This is a genomic window from Shinella fusca (genome assembly GCF_014203155.1).
GTDB lineage: Bacteria > Pseudomonadota > Alphaproteobacteria > Rhizobiales > Rhizobiaceae > Shinella > Shinella fusca.
On record NZ_JACHIK010000005.1, the window covers coordinates 267,377 to 284,192 of the forward strand.

General features: G+C 65.7%; 17 protein-coding genes. 10 read left to right on the forward strand and 7 right to left on the reverse strand.

Annotation, left to right across the window (positions count from 1 at the left end; translation table 11 throughout):
• Nucleotides 1-67: 67 nt before the first annotated feature.
• Both hydA and HNQ66_RS10335 read left to right on the forward strand, forming a co-directional pair.
• Nucleotides 68-1,522, forward strand: coding sequence for a dihydropyrimidinase (hydA, locus tag HNQ66_RS10330; RefSeq protein WP_184143794.1), 1,455 nt, complete (start codon nt 68-70; stop codon nt 1,520-1,522).
• Nucleotides 1,519-1,893 (forward strand): hypothetical protein, encoded by a 375-nt coding sequence (locus HNQ66_RS10335; RefSeq protein WP_184143796.1) that lies wholly within the window; start codon nt 1,519-1,521, stop codon nt 1,891-1,893. The genes hydA and HNQ66_RS10335 overlap by 4 nt, the downstream gene beginning before the upstream one ends.
• Before the next feature lie 272 nt (nt 1,894-2,165).
• Here HNQ66_RS10335 and HNQ66_RS10340 read toward each other — a convergent pair whose 3' ends face one another.
• Nucleotides 2,166-2,579: a cupin domain-containing protein gene (locus tag HNQ66_RS10340; protein ID WP_184143798.1), complete on the reverse strand. Its 414-nt coding sequence runs from the start codon at nt 2,577-2,579 to the stop codon at nt 2,166-2,168.
• 116 nt (nt 2,580-2,695) lie between these two features.
• Between HNQ66_RS10340 and HNQ66_RS10345 the strand changes: the two genes are divergently transcribed.
• The 8 genes from HNQ66_RS10345 to HNQ66_RS10380 all read left to right on the forward strand — a co-directional run bounded on the left by HNQ66_RS10345 (nt 2,696) and on the right by HNQ66_RS10380 (nt 12,655).
• Nucleotides 2,696-3,499, forward strand: a complete 804-nt coding sequence (locus HNQ66_RS10345) for an ABC transporter ATP-binding protein (protein WP_184143800.1) — start codon at nt 2,696-2,698, stop codon at nt 3,497-3,499.
• Nucleotides 3,500-3,675: 176 nt separating this feature from the next.
• Nucleotides 3,676-4,107 carry an endonuclease domain-containing protein gene (locus tag HNQ66_RS10350; protein ID WP_343059468.1) on the forward strand — a complete coding sequence of 144 codons (432 nt, stop codon included), beginning with the start codon at nt 3,676-3,678 and terminating at the stop codon, nt 4,105-4,107.
• Nucleotides 4,108-4,110: 3 nt separating this feature from the next.
• Nucleotides 4,111-4,995 (forward strand): ABC transporter permease, encoded by an 885-nt coding sequence (locus HNQ66_RS10355; protein ID WP_184143802.1) that lies wholly within the window; start codon nt 4,111-4,113, stop codon nt 4,993-4,995.
• Nucleotides 4,992-5,861, forward strand: a complete 870-nt coding sequence (locus tag HNQ66_RS10360; RefSeq protein ID WP_184143804.1) for an ABC transporter permease — start codon at nt 4,992-4,994, stop codon at nt 5,859-5,861. The genes HNQ66_RS10355 and HNQ66_RS10360 overlap by 4 nt, the downstream gene beginning before the upstream one ends.
• 22 nt (nt 5,862-5,883) lie before the next feature.
• Complete coding sequence (locus tag HNQ66_RS10365) at nt 5,884-6,876, forward strand: ABC transporter substrate-binding protein (protein WP_184143806.1); 993 nt, start codon at nt 5,884-5,886, stop codon at nt 6,874-6,876.
• A 287-nt stretch (nt 6,877-7,163) separates the two neighbouring features.
• Nucleotides 7,164-8,366, forward strand: a complete 1,203-nt coding sequence (locus HNQ66_RS10370; protein WP_184143808.1) for an efflux RND transporter periplasmic adaptor subunit — start codon at nt 7,164-7,166, stop codon at nt 8,364-8,366.
• Nucleotides 8,367-8,508: 142 nt separating this feature from the next.
• A complete protein-coding gene (locus HNQ66_RS10375) occupies nt 8,509-11,820 on the forward strand; it encodes an efflux RND transporter permease subunit (RefSeq protein WP_184143810.1) in 3,312 nt (1,103 codons plus the stop codon).
• 151 nt (nt 11,821-11,971) lie between these two features.
• Nucleotides 11,972-12,655: a Crp/Fnr family transcriptional regulator gene (locus tag HNQ66_RS10380; protein ID WP_184143812.1), complete on the forward strand. Its 684-nt coding sequence runs from the start codon at nt 11,972-11,974 to the stop codon at nt 12,653-12,655.
• Nucleotides 12,656-12,662: 7 nt separating this feature from the next.
• Here HNQ66_RS10380 and HNQ66_RS10385 read toward each other — a convergent pair whose 3' ends face one another.
• From HNQ66_RS10385 to HNQ66_RS10410, 6 genes are all read right to left on the reverse strand, one after another.
• A complete protein-coding gene (locus HNQ66_RS10385) occupies nt 12,663-13,496 on the reverse strand; it encodes a GGDEF domain-containing protein (protein WP_184143814.1) in 834 nt (277 codons plus the stop codon).
• Nucleotides 13,497-13,713: 217 nt separating this feature from the next.
• Nucleotides 13,714-14,334, reverse strand: coding sequence for a glycosyltransferase family 29 protein (locus tag HNQ66_RS10390; protein ID WP_184143816.1), 621 nt, complete (start codon nt 14,332-14,334; stop codon nt 13,714-13,716).
• Between the two features lie 11 nt (nt 14,335-14,345).
• Nucleotides 14,346-14,762, reverse strand: coding sequence for a lysozyme inhibitor LprI family protein (locus HNQ66_RS10395; RefSeq protein ID WP_380778691.1), 417 nt, complete (start codon nt 14,760-14,762; stop codon nt 14,346-14,348).
• Nucleotides 14,763-14,778: 16 nt separating this feature from the next.
• A complete protein-coding gene (locus HNQ66_RS10400; RefSeq protein ID WP_184143820.1) occupies nt 14,779-15,033 on the reverse strand; it encodes a DUF1272 domain-containing protein in 255 nt (84 codons plus the stop codon).
• Between the two features lie 195 nt (nt 15,034-15,228).
• Entirely contained in the window at nt 15,229-16,347 is a 1,119-nt protein-coding gene (locus HNQ66_RS10405) for a branched-chain amino acid ABC transporter substrate-binding protein (protein WP_184143821.1), read from the reverse strand.
• A gap of 112 nt (nt 16,348-16,459) precedes the next feature.
• Entirely contained in the window at nt 16,460-16,804 is a 345-nt protein-coding gene (locus HNQ66_RS10410) for a DUF6867 family protein (RefSeq protein WP_184143823.1), read from the reverse strand.
• Nucleotides 16,805-16,816: the final 12 nt, after the last annotated feature.

Here is a 16,816-nt window from a genome sequence, read left to right on the forward strand (position 1 = left end):
CCGTCCGGTCCGCCGGGCGGCTCCACGCTTTGCGTGCACGAAAAATCAGGACAGGGAACGGACCAACATGAGCACAGTCATCAAGGGCGGAACCATTGTCACCGCCGACCTCACCTACAAGGCGGACGTCAAGGTCGAAGGCGGGAAGATCGTCGAGATCGGGCCGGACCTTTCGGGCGATACGGTGCTGGATGCGGCGGGCTGCTACGTCATGCCGGGCGGCATCGATCCGCATGTGCATCTCGAAATGCCCTTCATGGGCACCTATTCGGCCGACGATTTCGAGAGCGGCACGCGGGCCGGCCTTGCCGGCGGCACGACCATGGTGGTCGATTTCTGCCTGCCCGATCCCGGCCAGTCGCTCATCGACGCGCTGAAGCGCTGGGACAACAAGTCGACCCGCGCCAACTGCGACTATTCCTTCCACATGTCCGTCACCTGGTGGGGCGAGCAGGTCTTCGACGAGATGAAGACCATCGTGGAGGAAAAAGGCATCAACACCTTCAAGCACTTCATGGCCTACAAGGGCGCGCTGATGGTCAACGACGACGAGATGTTCGCCTCGTTCCAGCGCTGCGCCGCGCTCGGCGCGCTGCCCCTCGTCCATGCGGAGAACGGCGACGTCGTCGCCGCCATGCAGCAGAAGCTGATGGACGAGGGCAACAACGGGCCGGAAGGCCACGCCTATTCCCGTCCGCCGTCGGTCGAGGGCGAGGCGACGAACCGCGCCATCATCATCGCCGACATGGCGGGCGCACCGCTCTATGTCGTGCATACGTCCTGCGAGCAGTCGCACGAGGCGATCCGCCGCGCCCGGCAGAACGGCATGCGCGTCTACGGCGAGCCGCTAATCCAGCACCTGACGCTCGACGAAAGCGAATATTTCAACAAGGACTGGGACCATTCCGCCCGCCGCGTCATGAGCCCGCCCTTCCGCAACAGGCAGCACCAGGATTCGCTCTGGGCGGGCCTTGCGAGCGGCTCGCTGCAGGTGGTCGCCACCGACCATTGCGCCTTCACGACCGACCAGAAGCGCACCGGCATCGGCGACTTCCGCAAGATTCCGAACGGCACCGGGGGCCTCGAAGACCGCATGCCGCTGCTCTGGACGCACGGCGTCAACACCGGCCGCCTGACGATGAACGAGTTCGTCGCCGTCACCTCCACCAACATCGCCAAGATCCTCAACGTCTATCCGAAGAAGGGCGCGATCCTCGTCGGCGCCGATGCAGATATCGTCGTGTGGGATCCGAAGCGCTCCAAGACGATCTCGGCGAAGAGCCAGCAGTCCTCCATCGACTACAACGTCTTCGAGGGCAAGGAGGTCACAGGCCTGCCGCGCTACACGCTGACGCGCGGCGTCGTCGCCGTCGAAGAGGCGACGGTGAAGACCCGCGAGGGCCACGGCCAGTTCGTCAGGCGCGAGCCCTTCGCAGCCGTCAACAAGGCGCTCTCGACCTGGAAGGAGATCACCGCGCCGCGCAAGGTCGAGCGCAGCGGCATTCCGGCGAGCGGCGTATGAAGCGCGCCGGCCGCCTCGTCCCTGCCCTCTTCGCTATCATGCTCGCGGGAGCCGCGGGCGCGGCCGACATCGTCGACGGCAAGTACGGCGACAAGGAAGGCTGCCGCTATGCCGAGACGGGGGAATCCTCGGGCGCCGACATCTTCTTCCTGCTCGACGGAAAGGGCGTGACCACCGCCGTTTCCTATTGCGAATTCAAGGGAGAAGGCAAATCCGTCGGCGGTGCGACGAAGGTCGCCGCCGAATGCCACGAGGAAGGCTCCGAGGAGACGACGCCCGCCGAGATGACGCTGACGCCCGACAGCGGCGGCTACACCGTCAGCCTCCCGGACGGCACGCGCTGGGGACCGCTGATGCGGTGCAGGTCATGAAAGGCGGGCGAGCGGCATATACCCCCTTTTGCCGCAAGCGCGGGATAACCGTTTGCGATGGGAAAAGCGCGCCTCCTGCCCCTTCTCCCCGCTTGCGGGGAGAAGGTCGCGGCAGCGGGATGAGGGGCAGACATTCCGCCAAATTGCCATCGGCGACCCTCCCGTTCGGTTGCAACCGCCCCTCATCCGCCTGCCGGCACCTTCTCCCCGCAAGCGGGGAGAAGGAGGGTGTGGCTATGCTGAATACCGTCTTGAGGGGAAGAGCCTGCCCCCTACCCCGGAACCAGCGCCTCCAGATGCGGCAGAAGCACCACGCTCTCCTGCTCGTGCGGGTCTGTCCGGGCGATGACCGCCGACGCCGGCTCATCGGAAAGGTTGGCGGGCAGATGCGGCACGCCGGCGGGGATGTAGAACATCTCCCCCGCCCTGACGACGACATGGTTCTCCAGCCGCTCGCCGTACCAGGTATGCGCCTCGCCCGAGAGCATGTAGATGGCCGTCTCGTGGCGCTCGTGCATATGCGCCTTCGCCCGCCCGCCCGGCGGGATCGTCAGAAGGTGCATGCAGATGCCGGATGCGCCCACCGTTTCGCGGGCGATGCCCTCGAAATAGCTGAACCCCTGCTTGCCGTCATAAGTGCCGCCCGGGCGCACCACCCGGCATTCGGCCTTCGTCTCCATCGCCATCCCAGCCTCCAGCTCAAGAATTCCGTGCCCAAAGTGATACGCCAGACAATGCCGATTGCAATGCCGGGAATGGACATGCAGTCTGCCGAAAACCGCGCCGTGCGAGGCGCCGGAGGATGACCAGCATGCCCCCGTCCGATACCGTCGTTTCCGCAAGAGATCTCGGCCTTACCTTCCAGACCGCCGACGGCCCCGTCACCGCGCTGACCGGCGTCGACCTTTCGGTCGGCAAGGGCGATTTCGTCTCCTTCATCGGCCCCTCCGGCTGCGGCAAGACGACGTTCCTGCGCGTCATCGCCGACCTCGAGAAGCCGACCTCCGGCACGATCACCGTCAACGGCATGACGCCGGAAGAGGCCCGCCGGCAGCGCGCCTACGGCTATGTCTTCCAGGCCGCCGCGCTCTATCCCTGGCGCACCATCGAGAAGAACATCGCCCTGCCGCTGGAGATCATGGGCTATTCGAAGGAGGAGCGGCAGGCGCGCATCGAACGCACGCTCGACCTCGTCAACCTCTCCGGCTTCGGCAAGAAATATCCCTGGCAGCTTTCCGGCGGCATGCAGCAGCGCGCCTCCATCGCCCGCGCACTCGCCTTCGACGCGGACCTGCTCCTGATGGACGAACCCTTCGGCGCGCTCGACGAGATCGTGCGCGACCACCTCAACGAGCAGCTCCTGAAGCTGTGGGCCGCGACGCGGAAGACCATCTGCTTCGTCACCCATTCCATCCCCGAGGCGGTCTATCTCTCGACGAAGATCGTCGTCATGAGCCCCCGCCCCGGCCGCGTCACCGACATCATCGAATCGCCCCTGCCGAAGGACCGCCCCCTCGGCATCCGCGAGACCCCCGAATTCCTCGAAATCGCCCACCGCGTCCGCGAAGGCCTGCGCGCCGGCCACAGCTACGAGGAGCACGCGTGATGATGGTTGCGAAGACCCCTCCCCAACCCCTCCCCACAAGGGGGAGGGACTTAACCTGCCGTGCCGTCTCATGCCCTTGTATCGCTTCTGCTAGCAGTAACCTTTTCAAGGAAACGCGGAGGGAGCGGCATCGTAAGTCCCTCCCCCTTGTGGGGAGGGGTTGGGGAGGGGTCTTCGTGGAAGATTGGGGAGAGGCCTTCGCCATGCCGCACTCGAACATCACGCCGAAAACGAGAACCCGCGCCCGCACCCTGCGCTACGAACTGACGAAAGCGGAGCAGGTCATGTGGGATATCCTGCGCGATTTCCGCTCTCGCGGTGCTCGCTTTCGGCGCGAAACGCCGATCGGCCCCTACATAGCGGATTTCGCCTGGCTCTCCGCCCGCATCGTTGTCGAAGTCGACGGAGATAGCCATGAAACGGACAGCGGCCGTCGTCACGATTTTCGGCGGGATGCATTCCTGAAATCGCAGGGCTTCACCGTCCTGCGCTTCGACAACGATCAGGTTCTCGACGGCCCGGATCACGTCGTTCTCACGATTGAAGGCCGGATCGCCGCCCATTTGACGAAGGAACATGCCTTCGCACACATGCCGGCGCGGAGCTGAGCCATGGGCGAGACACGCTTCCTTCGCGACCGCCTGCTGCCGATATGCACCGTGCTGCTCGCCCTCCTTGCGCTCTGGTACGTCTTCGTGGTCGTGCTCAACGCGCCGTTCGAGCATGACACGGCCGCGCGGGCCGGCGGGACGATCGGCTTCATGGAGCTCTTGCCGAAGACGATGATGCAGGAGCGGCCCGTGCTGCCGGCGCCGCACCAGGTCTTCGCCGAACTCTGGGACACGACGGTCAACAAGGCGATCACCTCCAAGCGCAGCCTCGTCTACCATGCCTGGATCACGCTTTCGGCGACGCTGCTCGGCTTCGCCATGGGCGCGGTGCTCGGCATCCTGCTCGCCATCGCCATCGTGCACAACCGCGCCATGGACCGCTCGCTGATGCCCTGGGTCATCGCCAGCCAGACCATTCCCATCCTCGCCATCGCGCCGATGATCATCGTCGTCCTGAACGCCATCGGCATTTCCGGCCTGATGCCGAAGGCGCTGATCTCGACCTATCTTTCCTTCTTCCCCATCGTCGTCGGCATGGTGAAGGGCCTGCGCAGCCCCGAGCAGATCCAGCTCGACCTGATGCATACCTACAACGCCTCGGCGATGCAGACCTTCTGGAAGCTGCGCTGGCCCGCTTCCATGCCCTATCTCTTCACCTCGCTGAAGGTGGCGGTCGCAATCTCGCTCGTCGGCGCCATCGTCGGGGAACTGCCGACGGGCGCCGTCGCCGGCCTCGGCGCGCGGCTTCTTGCCGGCTCCTATTACGGCCAGACGGTGCAGATCTGGGCGGCGCTCTTCATGGCGGCGGGCGTGGCGGCGCTGCTCGTCATCGTCGTCGGCATCGCGCACAATCTCGTCCTCAAGCGCATGGGGGCACGGGCATGAACCTTTCCATCCTGATCGCCGCCGTCGTCTTCTGGCTCGCCGCCTGGGCCTTCAACGAATGGCTCGTGCGGCGGAAATTCCGCAATCCCGCCGCCGACCGCGCCGCGCGCCTTGCCGTGCCGCTGATCTTCGGCGCCACCATCCTCGTGCTGTGGGAAGGCATCGTGCGCGGCTTCAATGTGCCCTCGGTGCTGCTGCCGCCGCCGAGCATGATCTGGGGCCGGCTGATCGGCTCGGTGCCGACGCTCTGGGCGGATTTCCGCCAGACGTTCCTCAAGTCCGTGCTCGTCGGCTACGCGCTCGGCTGCGGGCTCGGCTTCCTCGTCGCCATCCTCATCGACCGTTCGCCCTTCCTGCAGAAGGGCCTGCTGCCGCTCGGCAACTTCGTCTCGGCGCTGCCGGTCATCGGGGTTGCGCCGATCATGGTCATGTGGTTCGGCTTCGACTGGCAATCCAAGGTCGCCGTCGTCGTCATCATGACCTTCTTCCCCATGCTGGTGAACACAGTGTCGGGCCTTGCCGCGACCAGCCACATGGAGCGCGACCTTATGCGCACCTATGCCGCCGACTGGTTCCAGACGCTGGTGAAGCTGCGCCTGCCGGCCGCCTGGCCCTTCATCTTCAACGCCCTCAAGATCAACTCAACCCTCGCGCTGATCGGCGCGATCGTCGCCGAATTCTTCGGAACGCCCATCGTCGGCATGGGCTTCCGGATCTCCACGGAAGTGGGCCGCATGAATGTCGACATGGTTTGGGCCGAAATCGCGGTCGCCGCGGTGGCTGGCTCCGCCTTCTACGGGATCGTCGCGCTCATCGAGCGGGCGGTCACGTTCTGGCATCCGTCTGTCCGCGGTGGACAGGCGTAACAAGAAGAAAGAGGGAACTGACATGAAAACGAAGATCGCATCGCTGCTGCTGGCAAGCGCCTTCTCGCTTGCCGCGTTCCAGGCCGGGGCCGCCGACAAGGTGGTCCTCCAGCTCAAATGGGTGACCCAGGCCCAGTTCGGCGGCTACTACGTCGCGAAGGACAAGGGCTTTTACGAGGAAGAAGGCCTCGGCGTCGAGATCAAGCCGGGCGGCCCGGACATCGCCCCCGCGCAGGTGATTGCCGGCGGCGGCGCCGACGTCATCGTCGACTGGATGCCGTCTGCCCTTGCCACGCGCGAAAAGGGCGTGCCGCTCGTCAACATCGCCCAGCCCTTCAAGTCCTCGGGCATGATGCTGACCTGTCTCAAGGAATCCGGCGTCAAGAGCCCGGACGACTTCAAGGGCAAGACGCTCGGCGTCTGGTTCTTCGGCAACGAATATCCGTTCCTCTCCTGGATGAGCCACCTGAAGATCCCGACCGAAGGCGGGCCGGATGGCGTGACCGTCCTCAAGCAGGGCTTCAACGTCGATCCGCTGATCCAGAAGCAGGCCGCCTGCATCTCCACCATGACCTACAACGAATACGGCCAGGTGCTGGATGCCGGCATCAAGCCGGAGGACCTCGTGACCTTCAAGTACGAGGACCAGGGCGTCGCCACGCTCGAAGACGGCCTCTACGTGCTGGAAGACAAGCTCAAGGACCCGGCCTTCAAGGAGAAGATGGTCAAGTTCGTGCGCGCTTCCATGAAGGGCTGGAAATATGCCGAGGAGCACCCGGACGAGGCCGCCGAGATCGTGCTGGAGAACGACTCGACCGGCGCCCAGACCGAGGCGCACCAGAAGTTCATGATGGGCGAGGTCGTCAAGCTGACCGAGGGCTCCAACGGCGCGCTCGACGAGGCGGACTACAAGCGCACGGTGGAATCGCTGCTGGCCGGCGGCTCCGACCCGGTCATCTCCAAGGAGCCGGAAGGCGCCTGGACGCACGAGATCACCGACGAAGCGCTGAAGTAACAACGCTCGCATGGGAGAACCGAACGTGCGGGGGCTCGCCCCCCGCACGTTTTGTTTTGCCGGAAAGCCCGCTGGAAATGCCGGTTAACTAAAATAATGAGGCACCATTTCGTTACCCCTTGTAAGCTTGATAAACGCCGATTACATAGACCGCACGAGGGGAACAAGAGGAGCCGCAGGCGGCTTCTTCCGTGTCCGCCATGCAGACGAAATGCAGGTCCGGCCAGAAAATCACAAGAACGCCCGGACGCTGGTTCATAAATTCATGCTTTGGGAAAGTTCGGCCTATGGCTTCTGGACACCGGAATGTTTTTTCTCTTTCCATTGCCGCCCTCCTGGCGGCAAGCCCCGCCTTCGCCGCCGATGCGGTGAAGGGTGAAGCGGCACCCCAGCAGCAGGCGCAGAACCTTCCGGCCATCGTCGTCACCGCCGCAGAGATGCGGCCCATCGTCGACCGCGTGATCGCGACGGGCACGGTGCAGGCCGTCGAGGAAGTCTACGTCACGCCGCTCGTCGAGGGCCTTTCCATCCGCACGCTCGAAGCCGATATCGGCGACAGGGTGGAAGCCGGCGGCACGCTCGCCACGCTGAACGACGACGCGCTCGTGCTGCAGAAGAGCCAGACCGAGGCGTCGCTCGCCAAGGCCGAGGCCGCGCTCGCGCAGATCAAGGCGCAGCTCGCCGAAGCCAAGGCGAACGCCGCCGAAGCCGTGAGCGCCCGCGACAGGGCGCAGAAGCTCGTCAAGTCCGGCTCGCAGTCGCAGGCCGCCGTCGACCAGGCCGTCGCCGCGGCCGATGCCGCGCTTGCCCGCGTCCATTCCGCCGAACAGGCGATCGCGGTCTCCGAGGCCGACATCAAGGTGGCGCAGTCGCAGATCGACGACATCGACCTGAAGCTCGCCCGCACCGCGGTGAAATCCCCGGTCGCCGGTATCGTCTCGGCCCGCACCGCCAAGATCGGCGCAATCGCCAGCGGCTCCGGCTCGCCGCTCTTCACCGTTATCCGCGACGGCGAGATCGAATTGAAGGCCGACGTCGCCGAAGACGGCATCCTCAAGCTCGAACCGGGCCAGAAGGCGACCGTGACGCTTGCCGGCGGCGCGGCGCGGCTTTCCGGCAAGGTCCGTCTCGTCGAACCGACGCTCGACCCACAAAGCCGCCTCGGCCATGTCTACATCCGCTTCGACGAACCGGGCAAAGCCCGCGCCGGCATGTTCGCCAGCGCCGAGATCGTCGCCGCGGAGAAAGAGGGCCTCACCCTGCCGCTCTCGGCCGTCACGGCAACCGACGGCAAGACGGTGGCCCGCAAGGTCGAGAACGGCATCGTCACGCTGGTGCTGGTCGAGACCGGCATCCAGGACGGACAGGCGATCGAGATCGTCAAGGGCCTTTCGGCCGGCGACGAGGTGGTCGCCAAGGCCGGCGCCTATGTCCGCGACGGCGACCGGGTCAATCCGGTCCATGCCGAAGAGGCTTCGGCCAGGAAATGACGCGAAGGCTCCGCCACAGCGGGGTCGCCTCCGCAACCGGGCGGAAGGCAATGCCGGGCCGGGGCGCCCGGTGGCATGACGGGCGAGCCGGCGGGGCCGGTGCCCGGGCAACGTCTGGTCTCTTACCGAGGACTTTGGGGACATGAACTTTTCAGCTTGGTCCATTCGCAACCCGATTGCGCCTTTGCTGGCGTTTTTCCTGCTGCTCTATGTCGGCATCCAGTCCTTCTATTCCCTGCCCATCACGCGGTTTCCCAATATCGACGTGCCGGTCGTCGCCGTCACGGTGACGCAGAGCGGCGCCGCCCCGGCCGAGCTCGAAGTACAGGTGACGAAGGAGATCGAGGACGCCGTCGCCGGCATCGAGGGCGTCGACGACATCATGTCGACGGTCACCGACGGCAGCTCCGTCACCTCCATCCTCTTCAAGATCGAAAAGCCGACCAACCAGGCGCTCCAGGACGTCAAGGACGCGATCGACCGCATCCGCAGCGACCTGCCGGCCTCCGTCGAGGAGCCGGTCGTCACCAAGATCGACGTCGAAGGTCAGGCGATCCAGACCTTCGCCGTCTCCTCGCCCAACATGACGCTTGAGGAGCTTTCCTGGTTCGTCGACGACAAGGTCAAGCGCGCACTGCAGGGCCAGCCCGGCATCGGCAAGATCGACCGCTTCGGCGGCGCCGACCGCGAGGTGCGCGTCGACCTCAATGCCGACAAGCTGGAGGCCTACGGCGTCACCGCCGCCGACGTGAACCGCCAGATCCGCGCCATGAACGCGGATGCGGGCTCCGGCCGCGGCCAGATCGCCGGTTCCGAACAGGCGATCCGCACGCTCGGCGACGCCCGCTCCGTCGAGAAGCTGACCAACACGATGGTCGCGCTGCCGAACGGCCGCTTCGTGCGGCTGTCCGAACTCGGCAAGATCTCCGACACCTATGAAGAGCCGCGCTCCTTCTCGCGCTTCAACGGCAACCCGGTCGTCACCTTCGCCGTCTTCCGCTCCAAGGGCGCCAGCGAAGTGACGGTCGCCGAATCCGTCGACGCGGCGCTCGAAGGCGTGCGCAAGCAGAATCCGGACGTCTCCATCCAGCTCGTCGACGACGCGGTCTACTTCACCTACGGCAACTACGAGGCCGCGCTTCACACGCTGCTGGAAGGCGCGCTGCTGGCCGTCGCCGTGGTGCTGCTCTTCCTGCGCAACTGGCGGGCGACGCTGATTTCCGCCGTCGCGCTGCCGCTCTCGGCGATCCCGACCTTCTTCGTCATGGACATGCTCGGCTTCTCGCTGAACCTCGTCTCCTTCCTCGCGCTGACGCTCGCCACCGGCATCCTCGTCGATGACGCCATCGTGGAGATCGAGAACATCGCGCGGCATATCCGCATGGGCAAGACGCCCTACCGCGCCGCCATCGAGGCGGCCGACGAGATCGGCCTTGCGGTGATCGCGACCACCTTCACCATCATCGCCGTCTTCGTGCCCGTCTCCTTCATGCCGGGCATTCCGGGCCAGTATTTCATCCAGTTCGGCCTGACGGTCGCCGTCGCGGTCTTCTTCTCGCTCACCGTGGCGCGCCTCATCACGCCGGTCATGGCGGCCTATCTCATGCGCTCGGGCGATGCGGACGGCCATGGCGAGGAGAAGGAAGGCCGCTTCATGCGCGGCTATACCTGGCTCGTCAGCAAGACGGCCGGCACCTGGTATGCCCGCTATGCGACGCTCATCGGCGCCATCGCCTTCCTCGTCGCCTCCGTGGCCCTGCTCTTCACCGTGCCCGGCAGCTTCATGCCGCCGGAAGACGCCTCGCGCGTCGTGCTCTCCATCGAGCTTCCGCCGGATGCGATGCTCAACGACACGGATCGCACGACGACGCAGATCTACGACCGGATCAAGGACATCGACGGCGTGGAGAGCGTCTTCGTGCTCGGCGGCTCCTCGCCGAAGGGCGACCTCGAGCTGCGCCGCGCCTCGGTGACGGTCATCCTCGACAAGCTCGAGCATTCGCTCGCCTACAAGCTGGTGAACGACGTCCTCGGCCGCCTGCCGCTGATCGGCCCGCACCTGCCGAAGATGGAGGCGCACGGGCGCCTGCGCCCGCAGTGGGAGATCGAGAAGCAGATCTTCGCGAGCCTGCGCGACATTCCGGACGTGCGCATCATCAAGCTCAACGACCGCGGTGAGCGTGACCTTGCGTTCAACCTGCTCTCCAACAACGAGGCGGACCTGAACAACACCGTCGCGCTCCTCGAATCCAAGCTCCGCGCCGATCCGGCCCTTGCCAATGTCAGCTCGGAAGGCTCGCTGCCGCGGCCGGAGCTGCAGATCCACCCGCGCGACGACGAGATGGCCCGCCTCGGCATCACCACCTCGCAGATCGCCGAAGTGGTGCGCGTCGCCACCATCGGCGACATCGACTCGCAGCTCTCCAAGGTCTCGCTGGACGACCGGCTGATCCCCATCCGCGTGCAGCTCGACCGCAGCTTCCGCACCGATCTCGCCGCCATCCGCAACCTGAAGGTCCAGGCGGCCGGCGGCCAGTTCGTGCCGCTCTCCTCCGTCGCGGACATCGCCTATTCGGAAGGCCCGAGCTCGGTGAAGCGGCACAACCGCAACCGCGTCGTGGAGATCGGCTCCGACCTGAAGCCGGACGTGGCGCTCGACACGGCCACCGCCCGCTTCAAGGAGATCGCCAACAGCATCGACATGCCGCCGACCGTGCAGTTCGCCGAGAGCGGCGACGCGAAGATCCAAGCCGAGATGCAGCAGTCCTTCGGCAATGCCATGCTGCTCGGCCTGCTTCTGGTGCTGATGGTGCTGATCCTGCTCTTCAAGGACGTGATCCAGCCCTTCACCATCCTGCTCTCGCTGCCGCTCGCCATCGGCGGCGTGGCCGCCGGGCTCATCCTCACGCAGAACGCGCTCTCCATGCCCGTCCTCATCGGCATCCTCATGCTGATGGGCATCGTGACGAAGAACGCGATCCTGCTGGTCGACTTCGCCATCGAGATGCGCCGCCACGGCATGGAGCGGGTCGAGGCGATGATCGAGGCCGGCCGCAAGCGCGCCCGCCCCATCGTCATGACCTCCATCGCCATGTCGGCGGGCATGCTGCCCTCCGCGCTCGGCGTCGGCGAAGGCGGTGCCTTCCGCTCGCCGATGGCGATCGCGGTGATCGGCGGCATCATCGTCTCGACGGTGCTGTCGCTCGTCGTCGTGCCGTCCTTCTTCCTGATCATGGACGACCTGTCGCGCCTGCTCGGCTGGGTCTTCGGCCGCTTCGTCGGAAAGAAGGAGAAGGAGCCGGAGGCGATGGAGCCCGCCGACCTCACCCGCCTTGCCGGCGAGACCGCGCGCGACGTCAGCGATCTGGAAAAGCGCATCGAGACGCTGGAGAAGCGCACCGGCGAGCGCAAGCCCTTCAGCGTGGTGCACCATTCGACACTCGCCGCCGAGTAAAGGCACCGCCACGGAATAGCAGCGGCCGGCGCGGTCACCCCGCGCCGACCGCTTTCTTCATTGATCGAAATCAAATCACGCTTGCCCGACCTCGGCTATCGTTCTCCAATCGAAGAGCGAACGATGCCTGCGGGAGCATGGAGTGAGATCGATGAACAGGCTGATGAAACCCGGTGCCCGGGAGCGTGAAACCCTGCTGAACTCCGGCCTTCTTTCCGCGCTCGGCGTGGAAAGCGTCGCGGCGATGATGGAGATCGCGGTGATCGGCAACCTGCCCGCGCGCCAGATCCTCTTCCGCGAAGGCGAGCCGGCCGACATGCTGCATTGCGTTCTCTCCGGCTATGTCCGCCTCTACAAGCTCGATCCGGACGGCCGGGAGGCCGACGTGGAGCTCTACGGCCCCGGCGACCTGATCGGCGCGAGCGCGTTGCTCGACGGCAGCCGCTATGCCGTGACCGCCCAGGCGGCCGAGCCGTCGCTGATCGCCCGCTTCGACCTCAAGCGCGTGCGCGAGATCGCAAGCCGCCGCACGGATCTGTGCACGGCGCTCGCCAATGCCCTGTCGGCGCAGCTTTCCAGGGTCTTCGCAAGCCTTGCCGACGACCGCCTGCACACGGCGCCGCAACGCGTCGCGCGCTACCTCCTCAGCCATTGCGCGCCGGACGGCAGGGCCGTCTCCTTCCGCCTGCCCTACCAGAAGAGCCTGCTGGCCGGAAAGCTGGGGCTTGCGCCGGAAGCCTTGTCGCGCGCCTTCTCCCTCTTGCGGAACCACGGCGTCAACGTGCGCGGCCGCCTCGTCCAGATCACCGATCCCGAGGCGCTCCGCCGGGTCTGAGCCGGCCTTATCGCCGGCGGCCGCTCGCCGCCGCCCTGCGGCTCGGGGCCAGCAATTGCTCGCCCTCGTCCTCGTGGACAGTCCGGTCGCGGCCGAAGGACTTTGCCAGATAGAGCGCTCGGTCGGCTCCCTCATAGACGGATTCGAAGGAGCGGCCGGCCGGCCGGTTGGCGATCCCCGCCGAGAGCGTGACGGCAAGCGACGCCTCGCCGCTCGCGACACGCCGGTCGGCGACCGAGCGGCGCGCCTCCTCGACGAGGAGATAGCAATCGCTGCGGTCCGAACTCTTGATGAAGGCGGCGAATTCCTCGCCGCCGAACCGCCCGACGAGATGGCCCGGCACGAAGACCCGCCGCAGTTCCTCCGCGACCGCGACGATGGCCGCGTCGCCCACGGCATGGCCGTGCCGGTCGTTGACGGCCTTGAAGCGGTCGATGTCGAACAGCACGAAGAAGCCGGCTATGTCGGTTTCGGCCAGCGCCTCGATAAAGGCCCGGCGGTTGTAGAGGCCCGAAAGCGCATCCAGCCGGCTGCGCCGCTCGAATTCGGCGCGTGACAGGGAAAGCTCGTGCATCGCCGTGCCGATCAGCCAGGCAAGCAGCGTCGTGACGCTGGCGGCGATCACGATGGTCGTGGAACCGCCGAAGCCGATGGCCGCGCGCAGCGAATAGGGCAGAAGCCCGAAATGCGCGAGGATCGCCGCCCCCATCAGGTAGGAGGCGGTCGCAAGCGTGGTCGCGACGAGGACGGTATTGAGAACGAAGGTCGAGATATCCGACTTCGTTTCAAGAACGCCAAGCTCGATCTGCGCCCTCAGCCAGAGGGCCAGCCTGCCACGCATCAATCTCTCCACAGGGCAATTTCCGAAGAGGCGCGGGCGTGCCGCGCGGAAATTGCAATCATGCCGCACCATGAGCGCATCCCCGTTGCCGCCCGGCGGAATGCACCCGTATTCACGCAGACCTTACGGCATTTTCTTTCAGAGACGCCTAATTCAATAAGTAGAAATTTAACTGTCCCGTTTCGATGCGGGACTTCTTGGGGAGCATGTCCGCTTTTCACGCAGGCGGATGCAGCCGGTCGAGCCGGCCGGCGGCGATGCGTTCCTCCACCCAGCGCCGCTCGGCGGCGAACGGATGCCATTGCCAGCCCTCATGGCCGAAGCCGGCAAGCGACACGCGGTCGCCCGCCGCGGCGATATTCTCCAGCACATGGGCGATGACGATCAGCCCCGAGCTCGGAACCACGTAGGGCTCCGGCACGAAGGCGGCGAGCGAAAGGTCGAGGCGGCGGTGGACCTCCGCGGGAACGATGGCGAGCCGCCGGCCGGTGACGCTCGCGAAGGCCTGGAAGCCGGCCGTGTAGTCGTCGCAGAAATCGCCGAGGTCGGGATGGCTGACGGCGAGCGGCGCACGCATGGCGGCGAACATCTCGGCCGTGCGCACGCACCAGATCTCCCGCGCCTGCCGCACCGTCGCGCTCGCCTTCCAGCGCCCGCCGGCAAGCATCTCCAGCGCGGGCCGGCCCGTGTTGCAGACGGCGACGATATCCGTCTTCGTGCCGCCCGGGCCCGCCGAGCGGCAGCCGTTGAAACGGATCACGAGGTCGGCGGCATCGATGGTCCCGGCCAATCCCTCGGGGACGGCGCCATTGCCGACGATGACGATGCTGCGGGGCATGGCGTGCGTCCTCAGTCGCCCGGCTCGTAGAAGGCCTTCAGCTCGGCCGTGCGCTTGCGCGTCAGGTCCGCAAGGCAGCCGGAAACCAGCATGGGCTCCATGGAGCCGCCCCGCGCCTCGAAGCCGGCGAGGTCGCACTGGCCGTCGCGGTAGCCGATCCAGGCGCGCTGGCCGCGCTTCAGGGCATCGACGGCGCCGACGAGTTGCTCGTCCATGTCCTTCGATTCGCCGTCCATGGTCTCCGCCGCCGCAACGGCCTTCCTGTAGGCTGCGTTCAACTCGTCGTCGGCCTCCTGGTAATCGCGGCCGGCGCAGATGTTCATCTCCATCTGCGTGGTGGCGTTTTCGCAGTCGACCTCGGGCTCGTCGTTCTGGGCCATGGCAAGAGTGGGCAGGAACAGGAGAGCGGCACAGACGGCAGGAAGCAACGGGCGCAGGGTCATGTCACGCCGCCCGCGAGGGCTTGCAGCCTTCGACCTTCAGCACCCTCCTGGCCGATGCCGGATATTTCGCCAGCATGGCGGCGGGCCGTACCGGCCGTCGCACGAAGCCGCCGCCGCAATTGGGGCAGGTATGGGAGAGAACGTTCGCCACGCAATCGGCGCAGAAGGTGCATTCGAACGTGCAGATCATCGCCTCGGGGCTTTCGGGCGGAAGATCGCGGTCGCAGCATTCGCAGTTCGGCCTCAGTTCGAGCATCGTCCCACCTCCTCTGTTCGCTCCCGGATATCCGGACTTTCGGCATGCCCGCGCCGTTGCGCAAGCGGGAAATGGCGGACGACTTTCTTTTTCCGGCAACGGTTGCCTTCGCCCACGAAAAAGCCCGGCGCGAAGGCCGGGCCAAGGTGGATGGGCCGGGCGGCGTCGATGCGCCGCCCGCTCCGTCAACCGTGATTACTCGTTTTCGGAGTAGGTGTACTTGCCGTCTTCACCCTTCTTCCAGGTGTAGAGGACGTAGTCCGGACGGGTGATGTCGCCCTTCTCGTCGAAGGAGAGTTCGCCGATCGCCGTCTGGAACGGGCCCTTGGCCTTGAGCGCTTCTGCGACGGCCTGCGGGTCGTTGCCGCCGGCTGCCTTGGCAGCCTCGGCGATGACCTGGAGAGCGGCGTAGGAGTAGAGCGTGTAGGCTTCCGGTTCGAAGCCGGCAGCGCGGAACTTCTCGACGAGCTCCTTTGCGGCCGGGTTCTTGCGCGGATCCGGAGCGAAGGTCATCAGCGTGCCGTCGACGGCGTCGCCGGCGATGGAGGCCAGCTCGTTCGAGACGATGCCGTCACCCGAGATGAACTGTGCCTTCAGGCCCTGGTCGGCAGCCTGGCGCTCGATGAGGCCGAACTCGGTGTGCAGACCGCCCCAGTAGACGACGGAAACGCCGGCTTCCTTCATCTTGGCGATGAGGGCCGAGAAGTCCTTGTCGCCGATGTTCACGCCTTCGTAGACGGCTTCGGTGACGCCGGCTTCGTTCATGAACTTCTTGGTTTCGTCTGCAAGACCCTGGCCGTACGGCGTCTTGTCGTGCAGGACGGCAACCTTGGCGTCCTTGAAGTTGGCGGCGATGAAGGAGCCTGCTACGGCGCCCTGCTGGTCGTCACGGCCGCAGGTACGGAAGGTGTTCCACAGGCCCCGCTCCGTGTAGGTCGGGTTGGTGGACGCCGGCGAAACCTGCAGGATGCCGTTTTCGGCGTAGATTTCCGAAGCCGGGATGGAAACGCCCGAGTTGAAGTGGCCGACCACGAACTTGACGCCGTCAGCGACGAACTTGTTGGCGACGGAAACGCCCTGCTTCGGGTCGGAAACGTCGTCGCCGAGCACGACCTTGATCTGCTCGCCGTTGATGCCGCCGGCAGCGTTGATGTCCGCAGCAGCCTGCTCGACGCCCTTCTGGATCTGCGCGCCGAATGCGGCGTTCGGGCCGGTAATCGGGCCGCCGACGCCGATCAGGATGTCGGCCCAGGCGCTGCCGCTGAAGGCGACCACTGCAGCCAAAGCGACAGCCGACATGAGAGACTTCTTCATATTGTTACTCCCAAATTTTAGAGCGGGTTGGTTTCAACCGGCCGCAACACCCGCATTCATTGCGCCGATATCGTTATGCCGTGGCCGGAACCGGCCACGGGGTTCCCTCTGGTTATTTGGACTTCCAGGAAAAAGGCGAGGCCTTTTCATAGAGCCAGTAGTAGATGTTGGTCATCTGCCGCGTGCGGTAGTAGCGGAAGCCGAGCGTAGCAAACAACAAAAGCACGAGCGTGTCCACGGCATAGTATTGCACCGTCAGCATCGTGCCGGCGAAGAGCGCGTGGTGGATGAAGCGGATGGCGACGCCGAGCAGCAGCACGTAGACGACCAGCGTCCCGTAGTTCTGCCAGTTCTCCGCCACGCTCTTGCCCGTGCGCCAGGCGGTCCAGCCGCCCATGATGATGGTGATGAAGAGGAACTGCCAGATGGACGGTTCTTCGTAGAGAATTCCCTGCATGTCTTTTCTCCC

Coding starts and splice junctions, on each gene's coding strand:
- HNQ66_RS10345 (WP_184143800.1), top strand. CDS start 2,696: ATGACCAGCATGCCCCCGTCCGATACCGTCGTTTCCGCAAGAGATCTC.
- HNQ66_RS10375 (WP_184143810.1), top strand. CDS start 8,509: ATGAACTTTTCAGCTTGGTCCATTCGCAACCCGATTGCGCCTTTGCTG.
- HNQ66_RS10405 (WP_184143821.1), bottom strand. CDS start 16,347: ATGAAGAAGTCTCTCATGTCGGCTGTCGCTTTGGCTGCAGTGGTCGCC.
- HNQ66_RS10355 (WP_184143802.1), top strand. CDS start 4,111: ATGGGCGAGACACGCTTCCTTCGCGACCGCCTGCTGCCGATATGCACC.
- hydA (WP_184143794.1), top strand. CDS start 68: ATGAGCACAGTCATCAAGGGCGGAACCATTGTCACCGCCGACCTCACC.
- HNQ66_RS10380 (WP_184143812.1), top strand. CDS start 11,972: ATGAACAGGCTGATGAAACCCGGTGCCCGGGAGCGTGAAACCCTGCTG.
- HNQ66_RS10335 (WP_184143796.1), top strand. CDS start 1,519: ATGAAGCGCGCCGGCCGCCTCGTCCCTGCCCTCTTCGCTATCATGCTC.
- HNQ66_RS10410 (WP_184143823.1), bottom strand. CDS start 16,804: ATGCAGGGAATTCTCTACGAAGAACCGTCCATCTGGCAGTTCCTCTTC.
- HNQ66_RS10360 (WP_184143804.1), top strand. CDS start 4,992: ATGAACCTTTCCATCCTGATCGCCGCCGTCGTCTTCTGGCTCGCCGCC.
- HNQ66_RS10365 (WP_184143806.1), top strand. CDS start 5,884: ATGAAAACGAAGATCGCATCGCTGCTGCTGGCAAGCGCCTTCTCGCTT.
- HNQ66_RS10370 (WP_184143808.1), top strand. CDS start 7,164: ATGGCTTCTGGACACCGGAATGTTTTTTCTCTTTCCATTGCCGCCCTC.
- HNQ66_RS10400 (WP_184143820.1), bottom strand. CDS start 15,033: ATGCTCGAACTGAGGCCGAACTGCGAATGCTGCGACCGCGATCTTCCG.
- HNQ66_RS10385 (WP_184143814.1), bottom strand. CDS start 13,496: ATGCGTGGCAGGCTGGCCCTCTGGCTGAGGGCGCAGATCGAGCTTGGC.
- HNQ66_RS10340 (WP_184143798.1), bottom strand. CDS start 2,579: ATGGCGATGGAGACGAAGGCCGAATGCCGGGTGGTGCGCCCGGGCGGC.
- HNQ66_RS10390 (WP_184143816.1), bottom strand. CDS start 14,334: ATGCCCCGCAGCATCGTCATCGTCGGCAATGGCGCCGTCCCCGAGGGA.